The organism is Fictibacillus sp. 18YEL24 (genome assembly GCF_015903855.1).
Taxonomy (GTDB): Bacteria; Bacillota; Bacilli; order Bacillales; family Fictibacillaceae; genus Fictibacillus; species Fictibacillus phosphorivorans_C.
Genome location: NZ_JACZDT010000004.1, coordinates 77,129 through 91,915 on the forward strand (window position 1 = coordinate 77,129; position 14,787 = coordinate 91,915).

Annotated in this window: 17 protein-coding genes and 1 riboswitch; of the genes, 13 read left to right on the forward strand and 4 right to left on the reverse strand. The window is 40.7% G+C overall.

Going from position 1 to position 14,787, the window contains the following annotated elements; all coding sequences use genetic code 11:
• Positions 1-59 precede the first annotated feature (59 nt).
• A complete protein-coding gene (locus HU823_RS13555; protein ID WP_197222423.1) occupies positions 60-1,382 on the forward strand; it encodes an APC family permease in 1,323 nt (440 codons plus the stop codon).
• Between the two features lie 66 nt (positions 1,383-1,448).
• On the opposite strand, the gene HU823_RS13560 is transcribed toward HU823_RS13555, so the two are convergent.
• On the reverse strand, positions 1,449-2,477 hold the full coding sequence (locus HU823_RS13560) for a YecA family protein (protein ID WP_197222424.1): 1,029 nt from the start codon (positions 2,475-2,477) through the stop codon (positions 1,449-1,451).
• A gap of 194 nt (positions 2,478-2,671) precedes the next feature.
• Here HU823_RS13560 and HU823_RS13565 point away from each other — a divergent pair, with 194 nt between their 5' ends.
• Entirely contained in the window at positions 2,672-3,577 is a 906-nt protein-coding gene (locus tag HU823_RS13565; protein ID WP_197222425.1) for a DUF4349 domain-containing protein, read from the forward strand.
• A 131-nt stretch (positions 3,578-3,708) separates the two neighbouring features.
• Here HU823_RS13565 and HU823_RS13570 read toward each other — a convergent pair whose 3' ends face one another.
• The gene (locus HU823_RS13570; protein WP_137790020.1) at positions 3,709-3,939 is read right to left on the reverse strand and encodes an IDEAL domain-containing protein; all 231 of its coding nucleotides are present in this window, start codon (positions 3,937-3,939) and stop codon (positions 3,709-3,711) included.
• Between the two features lie 368 nt (positions 3,940-4,307).
• Positions 4,308-4,413, forward strand: a riboswitch (TPP riboswitch).
• 98 nt (positions 4,414-4,511) lie between these two features.
• Between HU823_RS13570 and thiD the strand changes: the two genes are divergently transcribed.
• From thiD to HU823_RS13615, 9 genes are all read left to right on the forward strand, one after another.
• The gene (gene thiD / locus HU823_RS13575) at positions 4,512-5,324 is read left to right on the forward strand and encodes a bifunctional hydroxymethylpyrimidine kinase/phosphomethylpyrimidine kinase (RefSeq protein ID WP_186320625.1); all 813 of its coding nucleotides are present in this window, start codon (positions 4,512-4,514) and stop codon (positions 5,322-5,324) included.
• On the forward strand, positions 5,311-6,213 hold the full coding sequence (gene thiM, locus HU823_RS13580) for a hydroxyethylthiazole kinase (protein ID WP_231607457.1): 903 nt from the start codon (positions 5,311-5,313) through the stop codon (positions 6,211-6,213). Before thiD ends, thiM begins: the two co-directional genes overlap by 14 nt.
• Entirely contained in the window at positions 6,210-6,887 is a 678-nt protein-coding gene (gene thiE / locus HU823_RS13585; RefSeq protein WP_197222426.1) for a thiamine phosphate synthase, read from the forward strand. The genes thiM and thiE overlap by 4 nt, the downstream gene beginning before the upstream one ends.
• Before the next feature lie 16 nt (positions 6,888-6,903).
• A complete protein-coding gene (gene thiW, locus HU823_RS13590; protein ID WP_231607458.1) occupies positions 6,904-7,353 on the forward strand; it encodes an energy coupling factor transporter S component ThiW in 450 nt (149 codons plus the stop codon).
• A gap of 68 nt (positions 7,354-7,421) precedes the next feature.
• Positions 7,422-7,661, forward strand: coding sequence for a hypothetical protein (locus HU823_RS13595; protein WP_137790017.1), 240 nt, complete (start codon positions 7,422-7,424; stop codon positions 7,659-7,661).
• A gap of 197 nt (positions 7,662-7,858) precedes the next feature.
• Positions 7,859-8,443, forward strand: a complete 585-nt coding sequence (locus tag HU823_RS13600) for a winged helix-turn-helix domain-containing protein (RefSeq protein WP_197194676.1) — start codon at positions 7,859-7,861, stop codon at positions 8,441-8,443.
• Positions 8,440-8,649 carry a hypothetical protein gene (locus HU823_RS13605; protein ID WP_144701427.1) on the forward strand — a complete coding sequence of 70 codons (210 nt, stop codon included), beginning with the start codon at positions 8,440-8,442 and terminating at the stop codon, positions 8,647-8,649. The genes HU823_RS13600 and HU823_RS13605 overlap by 4 nt, the downstream gene beginning before the upstream one ends.
• Before the next feature lie 15 nt (positions 8,650-8,664).
• Positions 8,665-9,246: an ATP-dependent Clp endopeptidase proteolytic subunit ClpP gene (gene clpP / locus HU823_RS13610; protein ID WP_066392681.1), complete on the forward strand. Its 582-nt coding sequence runs from the start codon at positions 8,665-8,667 to the stop codon at positions 9,244-9,246.
• Between the two features lie 253 nt (positions 9,247-9,499).
• Entirely contained in the window at positions 9,500-10,735 is a 1,236-nt protein-coding gene (locus HU823_RS13615) for an MFS transporter (RefSeq protein ID WP_197222427.1), read from the forward strand.
• 94 nt (positions 10,736-10,829) lie between these two features.
• Here the strand turns inward: HU823_RS13615 and HU823_RS13620 are convergent, their stop codons facing one another.
• Both HU823_RS13620 and HU823_RS13625 read right to left on the reverse strand, forming a co-directional pair.
• Positions 10,830-11,681 (reverse strand): DUF1206 domain-containing protein, encoded by an 852-nt coding sequence (locus HU823_RS13620; RefSeq protein ID WP_370630094.1) that lies wholly within the window; start codon positions 11,679-11,681, stop codon positions 10,830-10,832.
• A 19-nt stretch (positions 11,682-11,700) separates the two neighbouring features.
• The gene (locus HU823_RS13625) at positions 11,701-12,789 is read right to left on the reverse strand and encodes an AI-2E family transporter (protein WP_186320557.1); all 1,089 of its coding nucleotides are present in this window, start codon (positions 12,787-12,789) and stop codon (positions 11,701-11,703) included.
• 154 nt (positions 12,790-12,943) lie between these two features.
• Here HU823_RS13625 and HU823_RS13630 point away from each other — a divergent pair, with 154 nt between their 5' ends.
• Both HU823_RS13630 and HU823_RS13635 read left to right on the forward strand, forming a co-directional pair.
• Positions 12,944-13,960, forward strand: coding sequence for a LacI family DNA-binding transcriptional regulator (locus HU823_RS13630; RefSeq protein ID WP_197222428.1), 1,017 nt, complete (start codon positions 12,944-12,946; stop codon positions 13,958-13,960).
• Positions 13,961-14,048: 88 nt separating this feature from the next.
• Positions 14,049-14,771: a ThuA domain-containing protein gene (locus HU823_RS13635; protein WP_197222429.1), complete on the forward strand. Its 723-nt coding sequence runs from the start codon at positions 14,049-14,051 to the stop codon at positions 14,769-14,771.
• Positions 14,772-14,787 lie beyond the last annotated feature (16 nt).

Sequence of the window (14,787 nt, forward strand, 5' to 3'; positions counted from 1 at the left end):
TAGTCTTTTTCAGATGGACAATTCGTTTTTTAAAGGTCTTTTTAAGGAGTGAACACAACATGAATCAAGAAACAGCGTTGAAAAAAGATATCGGGCTTTCTGTAGCCATGTCCATCGTGATTGGAACGGTTATTGGATCAGGCATTTTCATGAAACCTGGAAGTGTTCTCGAATACACAGGAAATTCTAATCTTGCTCTATTAGCTTGGACTCTTGGAGGGCTGATCACGTTAGCAGGCGGGTTAACGATCGCTGAAGTAGCAACTCAAATTCCAAAGACAGGTGGCTTGTATGTCTATATGGAAGAAGTATACGGTAAGCTTTGGGGATACTTAAGCGGTTGGGTTCAGACTGTTATTTATGGTCCAGCGGTAATCGGGGCTTTAGGATTATACTTCGGTTCATTGATGGTTAATTTGTTTTCTTGGGATGAATCCTTTGGACCTTGGATCGGAATAGGTACAGTTCTTTTCCTTACGATTATCAATAACTTTGGAACGAAGTATGGAGGTTTTATCCAAAATTTATTCACGATCGGAAAACTGGTTCCGATCGGTCTGATTATTATTTTTGGGATAACTAAAGGAAACGAACAAATCTTGAATGCTTCAAGCGGAGCAGTTGTAGAGATTTCAATGGGTGCAGCGATCCTTGCGACACTTTTTGCTTATGATGGATGGTTGATGGTTGGATTCGTAGCGGGTGAGATGAAGGATCCAGGAAAAACGTTACCTAAAGCCATCATTGGTGGAATCTTAGTCGTCATGGCAGCCTATCTGCTGGTTAATGTTGCACTTCTGCACATTTTGCCTGCATCAGAAATTGTAAGACTAGGAGAGAATTCGGCGGCATCAGCAGCAACGATTCTATTTGGACCACTAGGCGGAAAGTTAATAGCAGTTGGAATCGCAGTATCGATTTTTGGCTGTTTAAACGGTAAGATCTTAACCATTCCACGTGTTCCTTTTGCAATGGCAGAACGAAATCAGCTTCCGATGTCAAAAACGTTTAGTCAGGTTAGTGAAAAATATGGTACACCTATTGCTGCTACGTATTTACAAGTCGTGATCGCGATCATCATGATGATCGTAACCGATCCAGACTATTTATCAGAAATGGCGATATTTGCTGTATACATCTTTTATATTTTTGCGTTTTATGCTGTGTTTAAACTGCGCAATCGGAATCGTGATAAAAAGAGAACCTACAGTGTTCCGTTATTTCCTGTCGTTCCTATTTTTGCGATCTTAGGCTCTTTGTACATCGTAGTATCAACGATACTCAACGATCCTTTAGATAGTTTTACAGCTATCTTTATTACAGTTGCGGGACTTCCCGTGTATTATTGGCTAGAGCGAAATAACAAACAGGACTCTTTTTAGGAAGGGTCTTGTTTTTTTATGAAAAAAACCCACCTGAGGCATCAGGCGGGTTAGTGAAAAAAACGTTTATACGCTTAATAGTTCTTTCATCTCACGATATCGTGAGGATAGACTAGCAGGTGAGACACCATATTTTTTAGCTGTTTCTGCTTGAGTAGAAGCGATTCCTCGAATATCTTTTGAAACGAGATAGTCAAGGGCAGCCGCGTAAATTTCTTCTTTACGAATAGCAGGTTTGCTTTCTGTAACGTACTCACTCCAAAGCTTTTCTGCTTCTTCTACAACTTCTGTTTCGGCATTTGCTTTAACGAGCTCGGTTACAGCATTGTATTTTTCATCTTTAAAATCCGCGGCTTCTTCTGCTTTTTCGACTTTGGTAGAAGTAGCGTCAGTTTCCTTCTTCTCAACTTGAGATTGAGGTACACCAGCACTAATATCGATCAAAGCTAGTTGCAGAACAGCAGGGAATTCGTTCTTGAATGTAACTTTTGGATCTTGTTGAGGCTGAATCTTTTCTATCGCTATTTTTAGCGGCGGAAGTTCAGTCATCGGCATTTCTACATATCCAACGTAAAACTCATGGTTGATTCCGTTTGAAACGAGTGTTCCAAGTAGTGCACTTTCTGTTTTTGGCTTTTCAGCAGCATTGATCGTGACATCATACACCGCTTCTGTCCAAATATCCTGAACGGTAAAGATGAATCCTGTCTTTTGCTCTAAAACTTTATATAGTGAAGGTGCAGCAGTTGTCCAGCCAGCTAGAATTTCAGCTACTTCTGGTTTAACAGAACTCTTCACTTTTTCTACATAAAGTTGAACAGGGGTCTTGTTTTCCTTAATCTCTGAGCAAAAGATCTCCCAACAAACGGCAATGTTTGCGTATGTTTGTTCTTGCTCTTTAGCAACAGGGTATTTTTTCACATACTTAGAAGTACGTGCAGCTAAATCCTGCTGATAGTTCTCTAGAGCATATTTGATGAGTCCTTCTTGATGAAAGGATACTTCACGTGTTTGCTCTTCTTTATGTAAGCAACATTTTTTATATTTTTTTCCGCTGCCACAATAGCACGGATCATTTCTTCCTATCATTGACATGCTATTCCTCCAGTAAACCACTTACTTATCCTGTACATACTAGCATAAATCGGTTTTTTTTCAAACTACAAATCATCAGACACTATTTTATCACAAAAATGTCTCGGAAAAAATCATTCAATAGGTTGGTTTTTTTGGGAACTGAAACCTTTTTCTTGTAGAGAGCGTCTAAGCGAGAAAGGGGGAATTACGATATGTGGAAGAGATGGAAAATGTGGGTATTCATAACTGTGTTTTTGTTGAGTGCATGCAGCAGCGATAGCAGTTCAAAAAGTGATAAAGCAATAGACCGAGATAGTGGCAGCAAGTCTGAAGCAAACATGGATACCTCTACAGAAGAAAGTCAGAGTTCTGAATCTGAAAAAGGAAAAGATGAGCAACAAATGAAGAACCAAAGAAAAGTGATCTATCACGCTGATCTTGAGATTACAGTAGATAGATTACAAACCTCTATGGAAGCCGTTCGGAAAAAGTTAGAGACAATGGACGGATATATGGTTGAGTCGAACACGAGTACAGGAGAGAAAGATTATGAATCTGGTGTGATGGTTGTTCGTGTACCGATGAAAAATTTTCGTCCTTTCTTAGACGAGGTTCGAGGTTTGAGTAAGGGGACTCCAAACGAAAATATTCGTGGAGAAGATGTTACGGAAGAATACGTTGATCTATCTTCACGGTTAAAAGCCAAACAACAAGTAAGAGAGCGGCTTGAAGCATTCATGAAGAATGCTCAGAAAACAGAAGATTTGTTGAAGATATCGGGTGATTTGGCTGCTGTTCAAGAAGAGATCGAACAGGTAGAGGGGCGTTTGAATTTTTTACAAAACCAAAGTGATTATTCAACTGTTACGATACAATTTGAAGTGAAAAATTTAAATGCGAAAGCACTTGAAACAGAAGGTTTAAATACGTGGGCAAAAACAAAGGTCCTATTTATGGATACAGTTAACTTTTTAATGTCTGCTATTTCGTTTGTTGTAGTAAGTTTATTGGGTCTTGCGCCAATCTGGGTGATCGTAGTCATTGTGATTTATGTGTGGTGGTTGAAACGGAAAAAAGTGCAAAAGAAAAAGCCGGAATCACCGACAACTTTGACTTAAAAAATAGGTTTTAACTTGTCAGTAACGGGGACGTCAGAAACACCCTCTGCAGCACGGATGATTCCACCGTTTGCTGAAAGGGTGTTTTGGCTTTTACGGCACCTTTTTAGAGAGTGTGCCGCCCAAAAGCACTAACTGAGAAACGCTTTGTACTCTGCGCTCAATTTCATGAATCGTTCTTTATCTTTTGTATCCAAGGCATTGTCAATTTCTCTTTCATAATACTCTCTGTAATAATTGTGAAGGGCCTCATCCAGTACCATTTGGGCAATAAGGCTGAAGGCAAATGGGTCTCTTTTTTGTTGTTTGTACTGCACCATTTCATTTTGGTTCTTGTTAAAAGAAGCATTTTTGTCTTTCATCCTGTTTCCCTCCTTAAATTATCTCCCTATCCAATTAACCTTTTATGTTTCTAGGTTTCTACTAGTATACTGAGCAAGATGCCTAATGACAACCATTTTGTTTGAAAATTCAGAAAAAATTTCTTTATTGCTTCTAAAGTACCTTACTTTCACCACCTTCTGGGAAAAATGTTAATGAATTGTAATTTTTATTTCTGGTAAAAAACTATTTGTTACGAATGTTTTATTTCTATGTTTTTTATGTTGTAATTCTGTGTTAGTTATTATTTCCCCGTATTTCAAGAGGGTTAAACTTTTTGAAACCGATAACCTAAAAAATATTGACATTATTGTTTATGTATGAGTAGGATTGTGTTAACTCAATATTGTTATTTCGCTAGGGGTGCTTATTCTAAGCTGAGAGAAGGTTATGACTTTCGACCCTTTGAACCTGATCCAGTTCATACTGGCGTAGGGAAGCGGCGTGGATAAACTATCGTTTCCTTTATGATTTGAAAATTTAAGCCACCCGCTAAATAAGCGGGTGGCTTTTTTGCATAGACAACTAGGAGGTAGAAGTTATGGGACATTTGATAAAAGTTAGTAAAGCCCTCACGATCGCAGGATCAGACAGTGGCGGGGGAGCAGGCATTCAGGCTGATTTAAAAACGTTTCAAGAATTAGGTGTGTACGGTATGTCGGTTCTTACTGCAGTTACTGCACAGAACACAACAGGTGTCCAAGGGATATTTCCAGTCGCAATAGAGGGATTAGAAGCTCAGTTGAAGTCAATAGGGACTGATCTGACGCCGGATGCCATTAAGACAGGAATGCTTTTTTCAGGTGAGTATATCGAGAGAACAGCATATATGATAAGGGAATTTCAATGGGAGAACGTAGTCGTCGACCCAGTCATGATCGCAAAAGGAGGCGCAACGCTGTTAGGTGAAGAAGCACTTCATGCGATGAAAACATGCATGCTTCCACTCGCAAAAATCATCACTCCTAACATTCCGGAAGCAGAAGCATTAACAGGGATAAAGATAGACTGCATTGAAGCTAGAATTGAGGCGGCAAGAGTTTTATTTGACGCTGGTGCTGATCATGTTGTTGTTAAAGGTGGACACTTTGGAGATGGTGAATTTGTATCAGATCTTGTCTTTAATGGCATTGAAATGATCGAACTTGTAGAGAAGCGGATTCAAACAAAAAATACACACGGAACAGGATGTACGTTCTCAGCGGCTATAGCAGCTGAGCTTGCCTCTGGTAAGAAAGCAGAGAATGCGATAGTGTGTGCAAAAAAATATATACAAACTGCTATCGAACATGGAATCGATGTTGGTTCAGGTCATGGACCGGTCAATCATTTCGCTTATAGGAGGGTTACACATGAACAATACTAGAATACAAGAATGGAAAACGTTCGTATCACAGATCAGAGAAGAAAAGCCGCTCGTTCATCATATAACGAATAACGTAACCATGAACTTTCTAGCTAATGGTGTCCTCTCAGCAGGAGGAAGCCCAATGATGGTGCATGACGCATGTGAAGTCGAAGAAGCAGTAAGTGTGGCCGATGCTTTAGTACTAAACATCGGTACTTTAGATGAAGCATCAGCGAAATCTATGATACTCGCTCTACGAAGAGCAATGCATGCAGAAGTGCCAGTAGTCCTCGATCCAGTGGGGATAGGATTATCATCGTTCAGGCAAGAGCTTGTAAGAAAGTTGTTGTTTGAATATTCAGAATTGAAGGGGGTCAGACCCCAAACAATTCTGACAATTTGCGGTAATGCTGCGGAGATGCAGTTTTTGGCTGAAGGCGCATGGGAAGGCAGAGGAGTAGATGGTGATCTACCTAACTCGGAAGAGGATCTCATCAAGCTTGCTAGAGCTGCTGCGAAGCAAACAGGCTGTCTTATCGCCATGACTGGAACTAAAGATGTTATTTCAGATGGTGAAAGAGCAATCGTTCTTTCTCATGGAGATCCGATGCTTTCCTATGTCACCGGGACAGGGTGCTTTGCTACATCAATGGTAGCTCTCTATCAGGGAAATCGGAAAAAAGAAGTTACAAGAGCTAAAGTTGACCTTCCGATACTAGAACGAACAGCACTTGCACTATTGATGCTCACTAAGGCGGCTGAAGAGGCTGTGAAAACGGCCAAAGGCCCTGGAAGCTTTCAGCAAAACCTTCTCGATCAGCTCTATAGTTTAGAATCTACTCATGAGATATTTCACGGATCCATCCACTGGCAAGATCACGTGTTGAAGGAGGGAGCGAACCGATGAAAACTCAAGCAAAGACACGTTTACAACAAGATCTATCACTCTATTATGTAGCAGGGACGATGAACTGCTGTTCACCAGAAGATTTTTATCGCATTCTTGTGCAAGCGATTCAAGGTGGAATTACCACGTTTCAGTTTCGTGAAAAAGGTGTTAACGGCTTGAGTGGTCAGAAGCAGTTAGAAATGGCAAAGCGTGCAAAGGAAATATGCCACAAACATGATGTGCTATTTATCGTGAATGACGATCTAGATTTGATGAAAGCTGTTGATGCGGATGGACTTCATGTTGGTCAAACAGATGGTAATCTGGCGTATATTCGTAAAGAAACAGAAGGTAAACTTTTAGGTGTGTCAGCTCACACACTTGCTGAGGCGAAGGATGCCATCGAACATGGAGCCGATTATATTGGTGCTGGCCCGATCTATCAGACGAGTACAAAACCTGATGCCAAAAAACCTGTAGGCGTTGATCTAATCGCAGAACTTCGCAGCAATCAAGTGAACATTCCGCTTGTTGGTATCGGCGGGATTACGCTGCAAAACGCGAGTGAAGTCATTAAAGCAGGTGCAGATGGTGTAGCTCTAATCTCAGAAATAAGTGGTGCAGTTGATCCTTCTTCCGCTTCAAGCAACCTTCTTTTTGCTATTCAAACAGCGAAAAGAGAAGTGAAGTGAAGATATCTGTTCACATTTGTTATATATTCCTGTTGGAGTAGCAAAAGCGTTTCCCGTTCAGCATGCGATCAACGTGATGGCTGGTGTGATGCTCGGACCCATTCCGGCGGTAATCGTCGCATTCAGTATCGGTTTGCTTCGTAACTTAATTGGAATCGGCTCTCTGCTTGCTTTTCCGGGGGGAATGATCGGTGCATTTTTGGCCGGTTACCTTTATAAAAAAGGAAAAAAATACACGTTCGCAGTAATAGGGGAATGGGTTGGAACTGGAATTATAGGAGCTGTTATAGCAGTGCCGGTTGCTACTGTTTTCTTAGGATCAAAATCGGGTGCATTCTTTTTTGTCACTCCTTTTTTGGTTAGCTCCATCGTTGGTGGAGTGATCGGGTTGCTAATTCTCCGTCTTCTTTTTAAAAATGCAGCGGCAAAAAACTGGTTAGGATCGAACGAAGAAAAAGCTCTATGAAGTTATGCACCGGATAGGCTCACATACCGTACAATGTGTACTATCAACCTGAATAGGGGGAAGATCGGATGAAAAAACGTCCAAAACCCTGGGTGTATACAGAGATGGTTCTTATGTTTTTTGGACTGCTTTTAGCTATTTATAACGGTAAGACTTGGGAAAATCCCACTGTATTATTTTCAATCTTGATGGTGATCTTTATCTTTCGTGCAGTTGAGCGAAAAATTTTTAATCAAAAAACTGAGTTTTGGTTGAACACAGGAATGGCCACGGTCTTTTTCATTCTTGGAATCGTACCGTTTGTATAAAAAGGATAATGTATAGAAAGCAGGCTGAAATGAAAATCAGTCTGTTTTCTTTATTTTTAGGCAAACGTATATTTTTTTCAAATCTTTGACAAAATGATACTGAACGTAATAAAATAATTTTACGTAAAGAAATATTTTTATGTAACGAACATATATTATTGTGAAGTGAGGTGATGAGAGTGAAGAGGAATCAAAGAATGCCAGAGACGTTTATTGTCACAGAACCGGAACAAGCAGCTGCACTATTGCATCCTGTAAGATCTGAGCTCATAAGTTTGTTAAAAGAGCCGCGTTCTGCGACAGAGCTATCAAAAAGAATGAACGATTCCGCTCAAAAGATTAATTATCATCTTAAAGCATTAGAAAAAGTGGGCCTTGTGGTTCGCGCAGGCACAAGGAATGTTAGGAACCTTGTAGAAGTTCTATATGTAAGTGCCGGCCGTTCTTTTTTATTGTCAGATTCATTAGGTCTCTCTTCTGATACGATAAAAAAACTCCAAGATCAAACCGCTCTTGCTCATGTGTTATCCCTTACAGAGAAGATGAAGCGGGATGCCATTTCTTTAATGGAGCAATCGGAGGAAGAAGAGATACCAAGCGCAGTAGTAGAAATGGAACTAGCACTTTCTACCATGGAACACCGCAATGCATTTTTACAGGAATATGCAGATATGCTCACCACTCTCATACAAAAACACCACAGACCAAACGAAGAGAACGCAAAAGTGTATCACGTTTCAATGGCGATGTACCCAAAACCTGAAGGAGGCGGCACAACGTGAATAAGAAGAGCAAAGGTACTGTTTTCCCGATCAATTCTGAAGTGGCAAATGAGGATGCGAACATCCTTCCTATGAAAACGGAAGTACAGGTGAAAGAAACAGAAACGGTGCAGGAGCCGGCTAAGATCATTTTTATCACGTCAGGATTTGGTAAAATACATGTTTCACCAAAAACAAATACAAACCCAATGGCAATTGCAGCCTAATTAGGAGGAAAACAGATGAATCTAATCCCTATGGTAGTAGAGTCGACAAACCGTGGAGAGCGATCTTATGATATCTATTCGCGTTTATTAAAAGACAGAATTATTATGCTGGGAAGTGCGATCGATGATAACGTGGCAAATTCTATCGTTGCTCAATTGCTCTTCTTAGCTGCTGAAGATCCGGATAAAGATATCTCCATCTACATCAACTCACCAGGAGGTTCTGTTACAGCAGGTCTAGCGATCTACGACACGATGCAGTTCATCAAACCAGATGTTTCAACGATCTGTATCGGGATGGCGGCGTCAATGGGAGCTGTACTCATGGTAGCTGGTGCAAAAGGAAAACGCTACGCGCTTCCGAACGCAGAAGTGATGATCCACCAGCCATTAGGCGGAACACAAGGGCAGGCCTCAGATATGGCAATTCACGCGAAGCGCATCCTGCAGACTCGTGAGTTGTTGAATAAGATCATCTCTGACCGTTCGGGTCAACCGATCGAGAAGGTAGAAAAAGACACTGACCGTGATTATTTCATGTCTGCAGAAGAAGCATTGAAATACGGGATCATTGATAAAGTGATCGAAAAGATCTAAGAGATAGAAGAGAGATAAGTTCATGGTAGCCAGTCGTGATCAACGACTGGCTTTCTTATGTACTGATGGGGTCAGTCCCCAAACAATTTATTTCCCGTCTTGTTTTACGATTTTTTCTACGGGTGTTTGCTTCATTTTGATCTTCACATGCATGCCATTTCGTTTTGATCAAGCTGAATATGGTAATCTAATGTAAGTTGCATTGTTTAACAGTATATGAGTTTGTAAAGATAAACGAAAGAAGGAATGAAGCATGTCAGCTACCACAGGCAAGTCAACAGATACTTCTAACCAACAAAAAACGATCTATTCTATTCTTTTTGCGATAAGTTTTGTGCATTTATTAAATGACTCTATGCAGGCAGTTATTCCAGCCATCTTTCCAATTTTAGAGAAATCAATGAATCTTTCATTTACTCAGCTTGGTTGGATTGCTTTTACTTTAAACATCACGTCTTCTATCATGCAGCCAGTGATTGGTTGGTATACGGATAGAACGACTTCACCTTATATACTGCCTGTTGGTATGATGGCGAGTTTAATAGGAATGTTAGGCATCGCGTTTGCAGATTCCTTTTATATGATCATACTCTCGGTTGTTGGAATCGGTTTAGGGTCTGCTGTCTTTCACCCTGAGGGGTCTAGAGTCGCGTATATGGCAGCAGGAAACCGACGAGGTCTAGCTCAATCCATCTATCAAGTAGGAGGAAATACAGGCAGTTCGCTCGCCCCTGTGATGACGGCACTCGTATTCGTCCCACTCGGACAGTTTGGAGCTGTATGGTTTACTTCACTGGCGGCTATCGCCATTTTTGTACTGTTTTATGTTTCAGGCTGGTATGCTAAACAGCTCGTGCATTTTCCTCGTGTTCAAAAGCAAACTGGCGAGAAGAAAAAGATTGATAGAAAGCGAAAAAAACAAGTAATAGGAGCGATGGCATTACTCGTGTTTTTAGTATTTGCTCGTTCATGGTATTTCTCTGGAATCGGAAACTATTATCAATTTTATTTGATCGATGATTATGGATTGACGATTAGACAAGCTCAAGTTTATTTATTTGTTTTCATGGCCTCCGGTGTACTCGGAACATTCTTTGGAGGACCGATCGCAGACCGGCTAGGAAAGAGAAACATGATCTTTTGGTCGATGGTCGGAACTGCTCCACTCGCTCTCCTTCTTCCACACGTAGGACTGTGGGCCGTTATTCCTTTGTTCTTCTTAATCGGTTTCATTTTGAACACGAGTTTTTCGGTGACGGTCGTATACGCTCAAGAACTAGTACCAGGCAGAATAGGCATGGTATCAGGTTTGATCGTAGGCTTGGCGTTTGGTATGGGAGCGCTCGGATCGGTAGTGCTTGGTAAGGTCGCTGACGTTACAAGCATCTCAAACACGATGTTTTTGATCAGCTTCTTGCCGTTAGTAGGATTGTTAACTGTCATGCTGCCAACAGATAAAACGCTTAAGAAATGGTCTTCTGGGGTCTGACCCGGGTCAGACCCCCAAGAAAGACATTTTCTTCATTATGTCTTTCCCACAAAGACAAAGGCCCCGGTCTCATATATGAGACCGGGGCCTTTGTCTAGTTATTCAATCGTCTATATCGAGCACTTGCGAACATGAATATACCGTACGATATAAAGCCGATTGCTACGATGGCGAGAAGAACGGGGCCGAACGGCTGTGAGGCAAGTTCTAGGAGTGCACCATCCAAACCACGCGTTTCATCTGGATCAGCCAAAACGGCTGTTCGTATGAGAAAGAACGCAATTATCATAAAAACGATTCCGCGTGCTGCCATTCCGAGTGTTCCAATGTAACCGCTCCACTTCCACTCTTTTTTGTTCATTTCATTCTTTTTTAAATCACGTTTAAATCGGTGTGTGAAGGCTTGAAACATAAAGACTATACCTGTAATAGCAAAAACAATACCACCTATAGCGACCAAAAGCTGACCAAAAGGCTGTGAAAGCATTTGTGCTGAAAGAGTTTGGTATGTTTCATCAGAAGATTTTGCTCTTGCACGAAACAAGATGCGTAATGAACTGATACACATTGCAATATAAATCCCTGCAATGATTAAAAAATTTAATCGGTTAAACCATCTTTTCCAATCGTGTTTTGCACACTCAGGATCGAAAAGAGCTTTAACAATCTGCCAAAAAGCGAATGCACTCAAACCTAAGGAAAGCACGATTAATAATGCGGGGCCGAATGGCTGTTGAGCGATTGTGTAAAGTGCTCCGTTTGAACTCGCTTCATTAGGGTGTTTTCCTATAGACATGATTAGCGCTAGAATGCCGATGATGATATAAACGATACCTTTTGAAAGATACCCGATACGAGCAGAGCGGTGTACCCAAGGGCGATACGATTCATAATGAGTTTTCATTTTATCTTTGAATGTTGGTTCTTTTACAAAAGGCTGTTTCACGATAAGCACGTATCTCCTTTCAGAGTAGATTACTTCTAGTCTCTGGTGGGTTGTATAACAAGTAGATTCGGTACACATTACTGATGATCGTCTTCAAAACCGCATAAGTAGGGATGGCTAAAAGCAGACCGATAAATCCAAATGCTGCACCTGCCATGAGTACGACTAGGATGATGGTGAGCGGATGGATACGAAGCTGTTTTCCCATGATTTGAGGAGACAAAATATTTCCCTCTACTTGTTGTACAACGAGCGTTACGATAGCGACTTTAACTGCCATAAAAGGATCTTGGATCAAACCTACTAAAAGAGCTGGAAATACACCGATAAATGGTCCTAAAAAAGGAATCACATTCGTTAGAACAGCAAAAAGAGCAAGAACTAAAGCGAACTTTAACCCGATCAATAAATAACCGGCATACATAAAGATGCCGACAAACCATGCCACAAGAACTTGTCCTTTAATATACGAAGATAAGGTTGAATCAATATCTCGTAAAATCGCAGCAACTTCATACTCCATGTGATGAGGAGCAAACCTTAAGAAATAATTAAAAAATTTCTTATCGTCAAGCAACAAATAAAAAAGAATAAAAGGGACCACTAACAATACAAGAGCAATATTCGTCAATGTGGCTACAAGGGCAATAACATCTTTTGAGACGGTACTAGTAAACTTTTCTAATCGTTGTGTGGCGAGTTTTGTTATCTGTGTGCTATCGATGAACGATTTTTTACTGCCGGTAATCATCGTACCTGTTTTTTCAGTAGCTTCACCAATCTTTTTTGGGAAATCGTCGGTGATATTAGAAAGCTGATCGGCTACAACGGGGACGGCTAGCGTGGCAATGCCTGTTACGGCTAAGATCAATCCGACCATCACTACAAGTATCGCTACAAACTTAGGAACTTTTTTCTGAATGAAGAAGCGTATGACTGGTCTAAGCAAATAATAAAGCAACCCTGCGATAAATAGAGGGAAGAAAACGCTAGATATTACGAGATATAGGAAGTCAAGCAGGTAATCAATTTTTCCTAGTAAATAAAGGATGGTTAACAGTAAGACTGAACCTGCGGCGTACTTAAAGAATGAGTGCTGATACCACATTAAATCTGACCTCCATTTCATATTAGTAGTCTTTTCCCTTTTTAGTAATTCGTAATCTTAATTTGATAATAAAATAATTGACTTTTTCTAAAAGCGCTGATAGATTGTAAGTGTAAATGTAAACGTTTACGTAACAAGAAAGCAGGGAGATGTTTTGAATCCGACAATAAAAGATGTTGCCAAGCATGCAAACGTTTCAATCGCTACAGTATCTCGAATTGTGAACGGATTGCCTGGCTATTCGGAGGAAACAAAGAAAAAAGTGCAGCAATCAATTGAAGCACTCGGCTATCAGCCTAACGCGATCGCACGCGGGCTCATCAACAAGAGGACACAGACGATCGGGGTTCTTTTTCCAGATGTATCTGGAATGCTCTCGTCAGAAGTATTAGAAGGTGTAGAGAATGCGGCGCATGACGGAGGATTCAGCGTAATCGTCTGCAACACCACTTCGAGTGGGAAGAGAACCGTGAAGTATTTGAGGCTGCTGCAAGAAAAACGAGTAGATGGAATCATCTTTGCTTCAGAAGATGTTAAAGAAGAGTACTATAAAATCTTTCAAGAGATGAAAGTACCTGTTGTCCTTGTTTCTACGGCGTCATCCAAATACGATCTTCCGTTTGTTCGGGTAAATGATTTTGATGGAGCTTTTCAAGCTACAGAGTATTTGATTCGAAAAGGTCATAAAGTGATTGGCATGATCGGTGGAAGCGATGAGGATCCGATTGCTGGAGTACCAAGAATGCAAGGATTTCAAAAAGCTCTTGAGAGTAATGGTCTACCATTTACTAACAATCACATAACGAAAAATGAGGGCTATCGTTTTCAAAACGGAAAAGAATCGCTGCCGCTTCTGCTAAAAAAACTTCCTGACATGACTGCACTATTCGCAGCAAGTGATGAGATGGCCATTGGTGCAATGTCTGCTGCACATCAGTTAGGAATAAGGGTGCCAGAGGAACTATCAATCATCGGTTATGATAACTTGAAGATTGCTGAGATGTGTTATCCGCCACTAACGACTGTATCTCAGCCGTTAAAGGATATGGGACAAACCTCAGGTGAAATGCTAGTCAGTTTGATTAAAGGTGAACAACAAGAAGCAAAAAGCCGTTATATGCCTTTTACCATTGTGGAAAGGCAATCAGTCAGTGATTTTCGTGACAAGTAAAAAACGGGTTAACTCAAAGCTTCATTTTTATTTGGGATTTACGTAAACGTTTACGTAAAACGCTTACACACTTAGGAGGACGTTATACATGATTAAAGTTACAGTTTGGAATGAAAACCGTCATGAACAGAAAAATCTGGTAGTTAAAGATATTTATCCAAAAGGAATTCATGGTGCTATTCAAGAATTCCTTGAAAAAGCAGGACATGATGTGAATACAGCAACACTTGATGAAGCTCAACATGGTCTAACAGAAGATGTGTTAAATAACACGGATGTTTTAGTATGGTGGGGACACTTAGCTCATGATGAAGTAGAAGATGAGATCGTAAATAAAGTATATCAACGAGTACTAGATGGCATGGGTCTACTCGTCCTTCATTCTGGTCATTTCTCTAAAATCTTTAAAAAATTGATGGGAACTTCATGTGATCTAAAGTGGCGCGAAGCTGATGAAAAGGAACGCATCTGGATCGTTAATCCAAGTCACCCGATCGCAAACGGACTTGGTGAATATATCGAGCTTGAAAAAGAAGAGATGTATGGAGAGCATTTCGATATCCCTGCTCCAGATGACCTAGTATTTGTTAGCTGGTTTGAAGGAGGAGAAGTGTTCCGATCAGGAGCGGCTTACAATCGTGGCAAAGGAAAAGTGTTCTATTTCCGTCCGGGACATGAGACGTATCCAACGTATTATAACGAAGATGTACAAAAAGTAATCACGAATGCTGTATCTTTCTTAGCTCCTTCAGGCAGTGAAGCGCCAAAGTACGGAAATGCTAAGCCGCTTGAAGCGATCGGTGCAAAGTAAATAAAAACGATTAAAC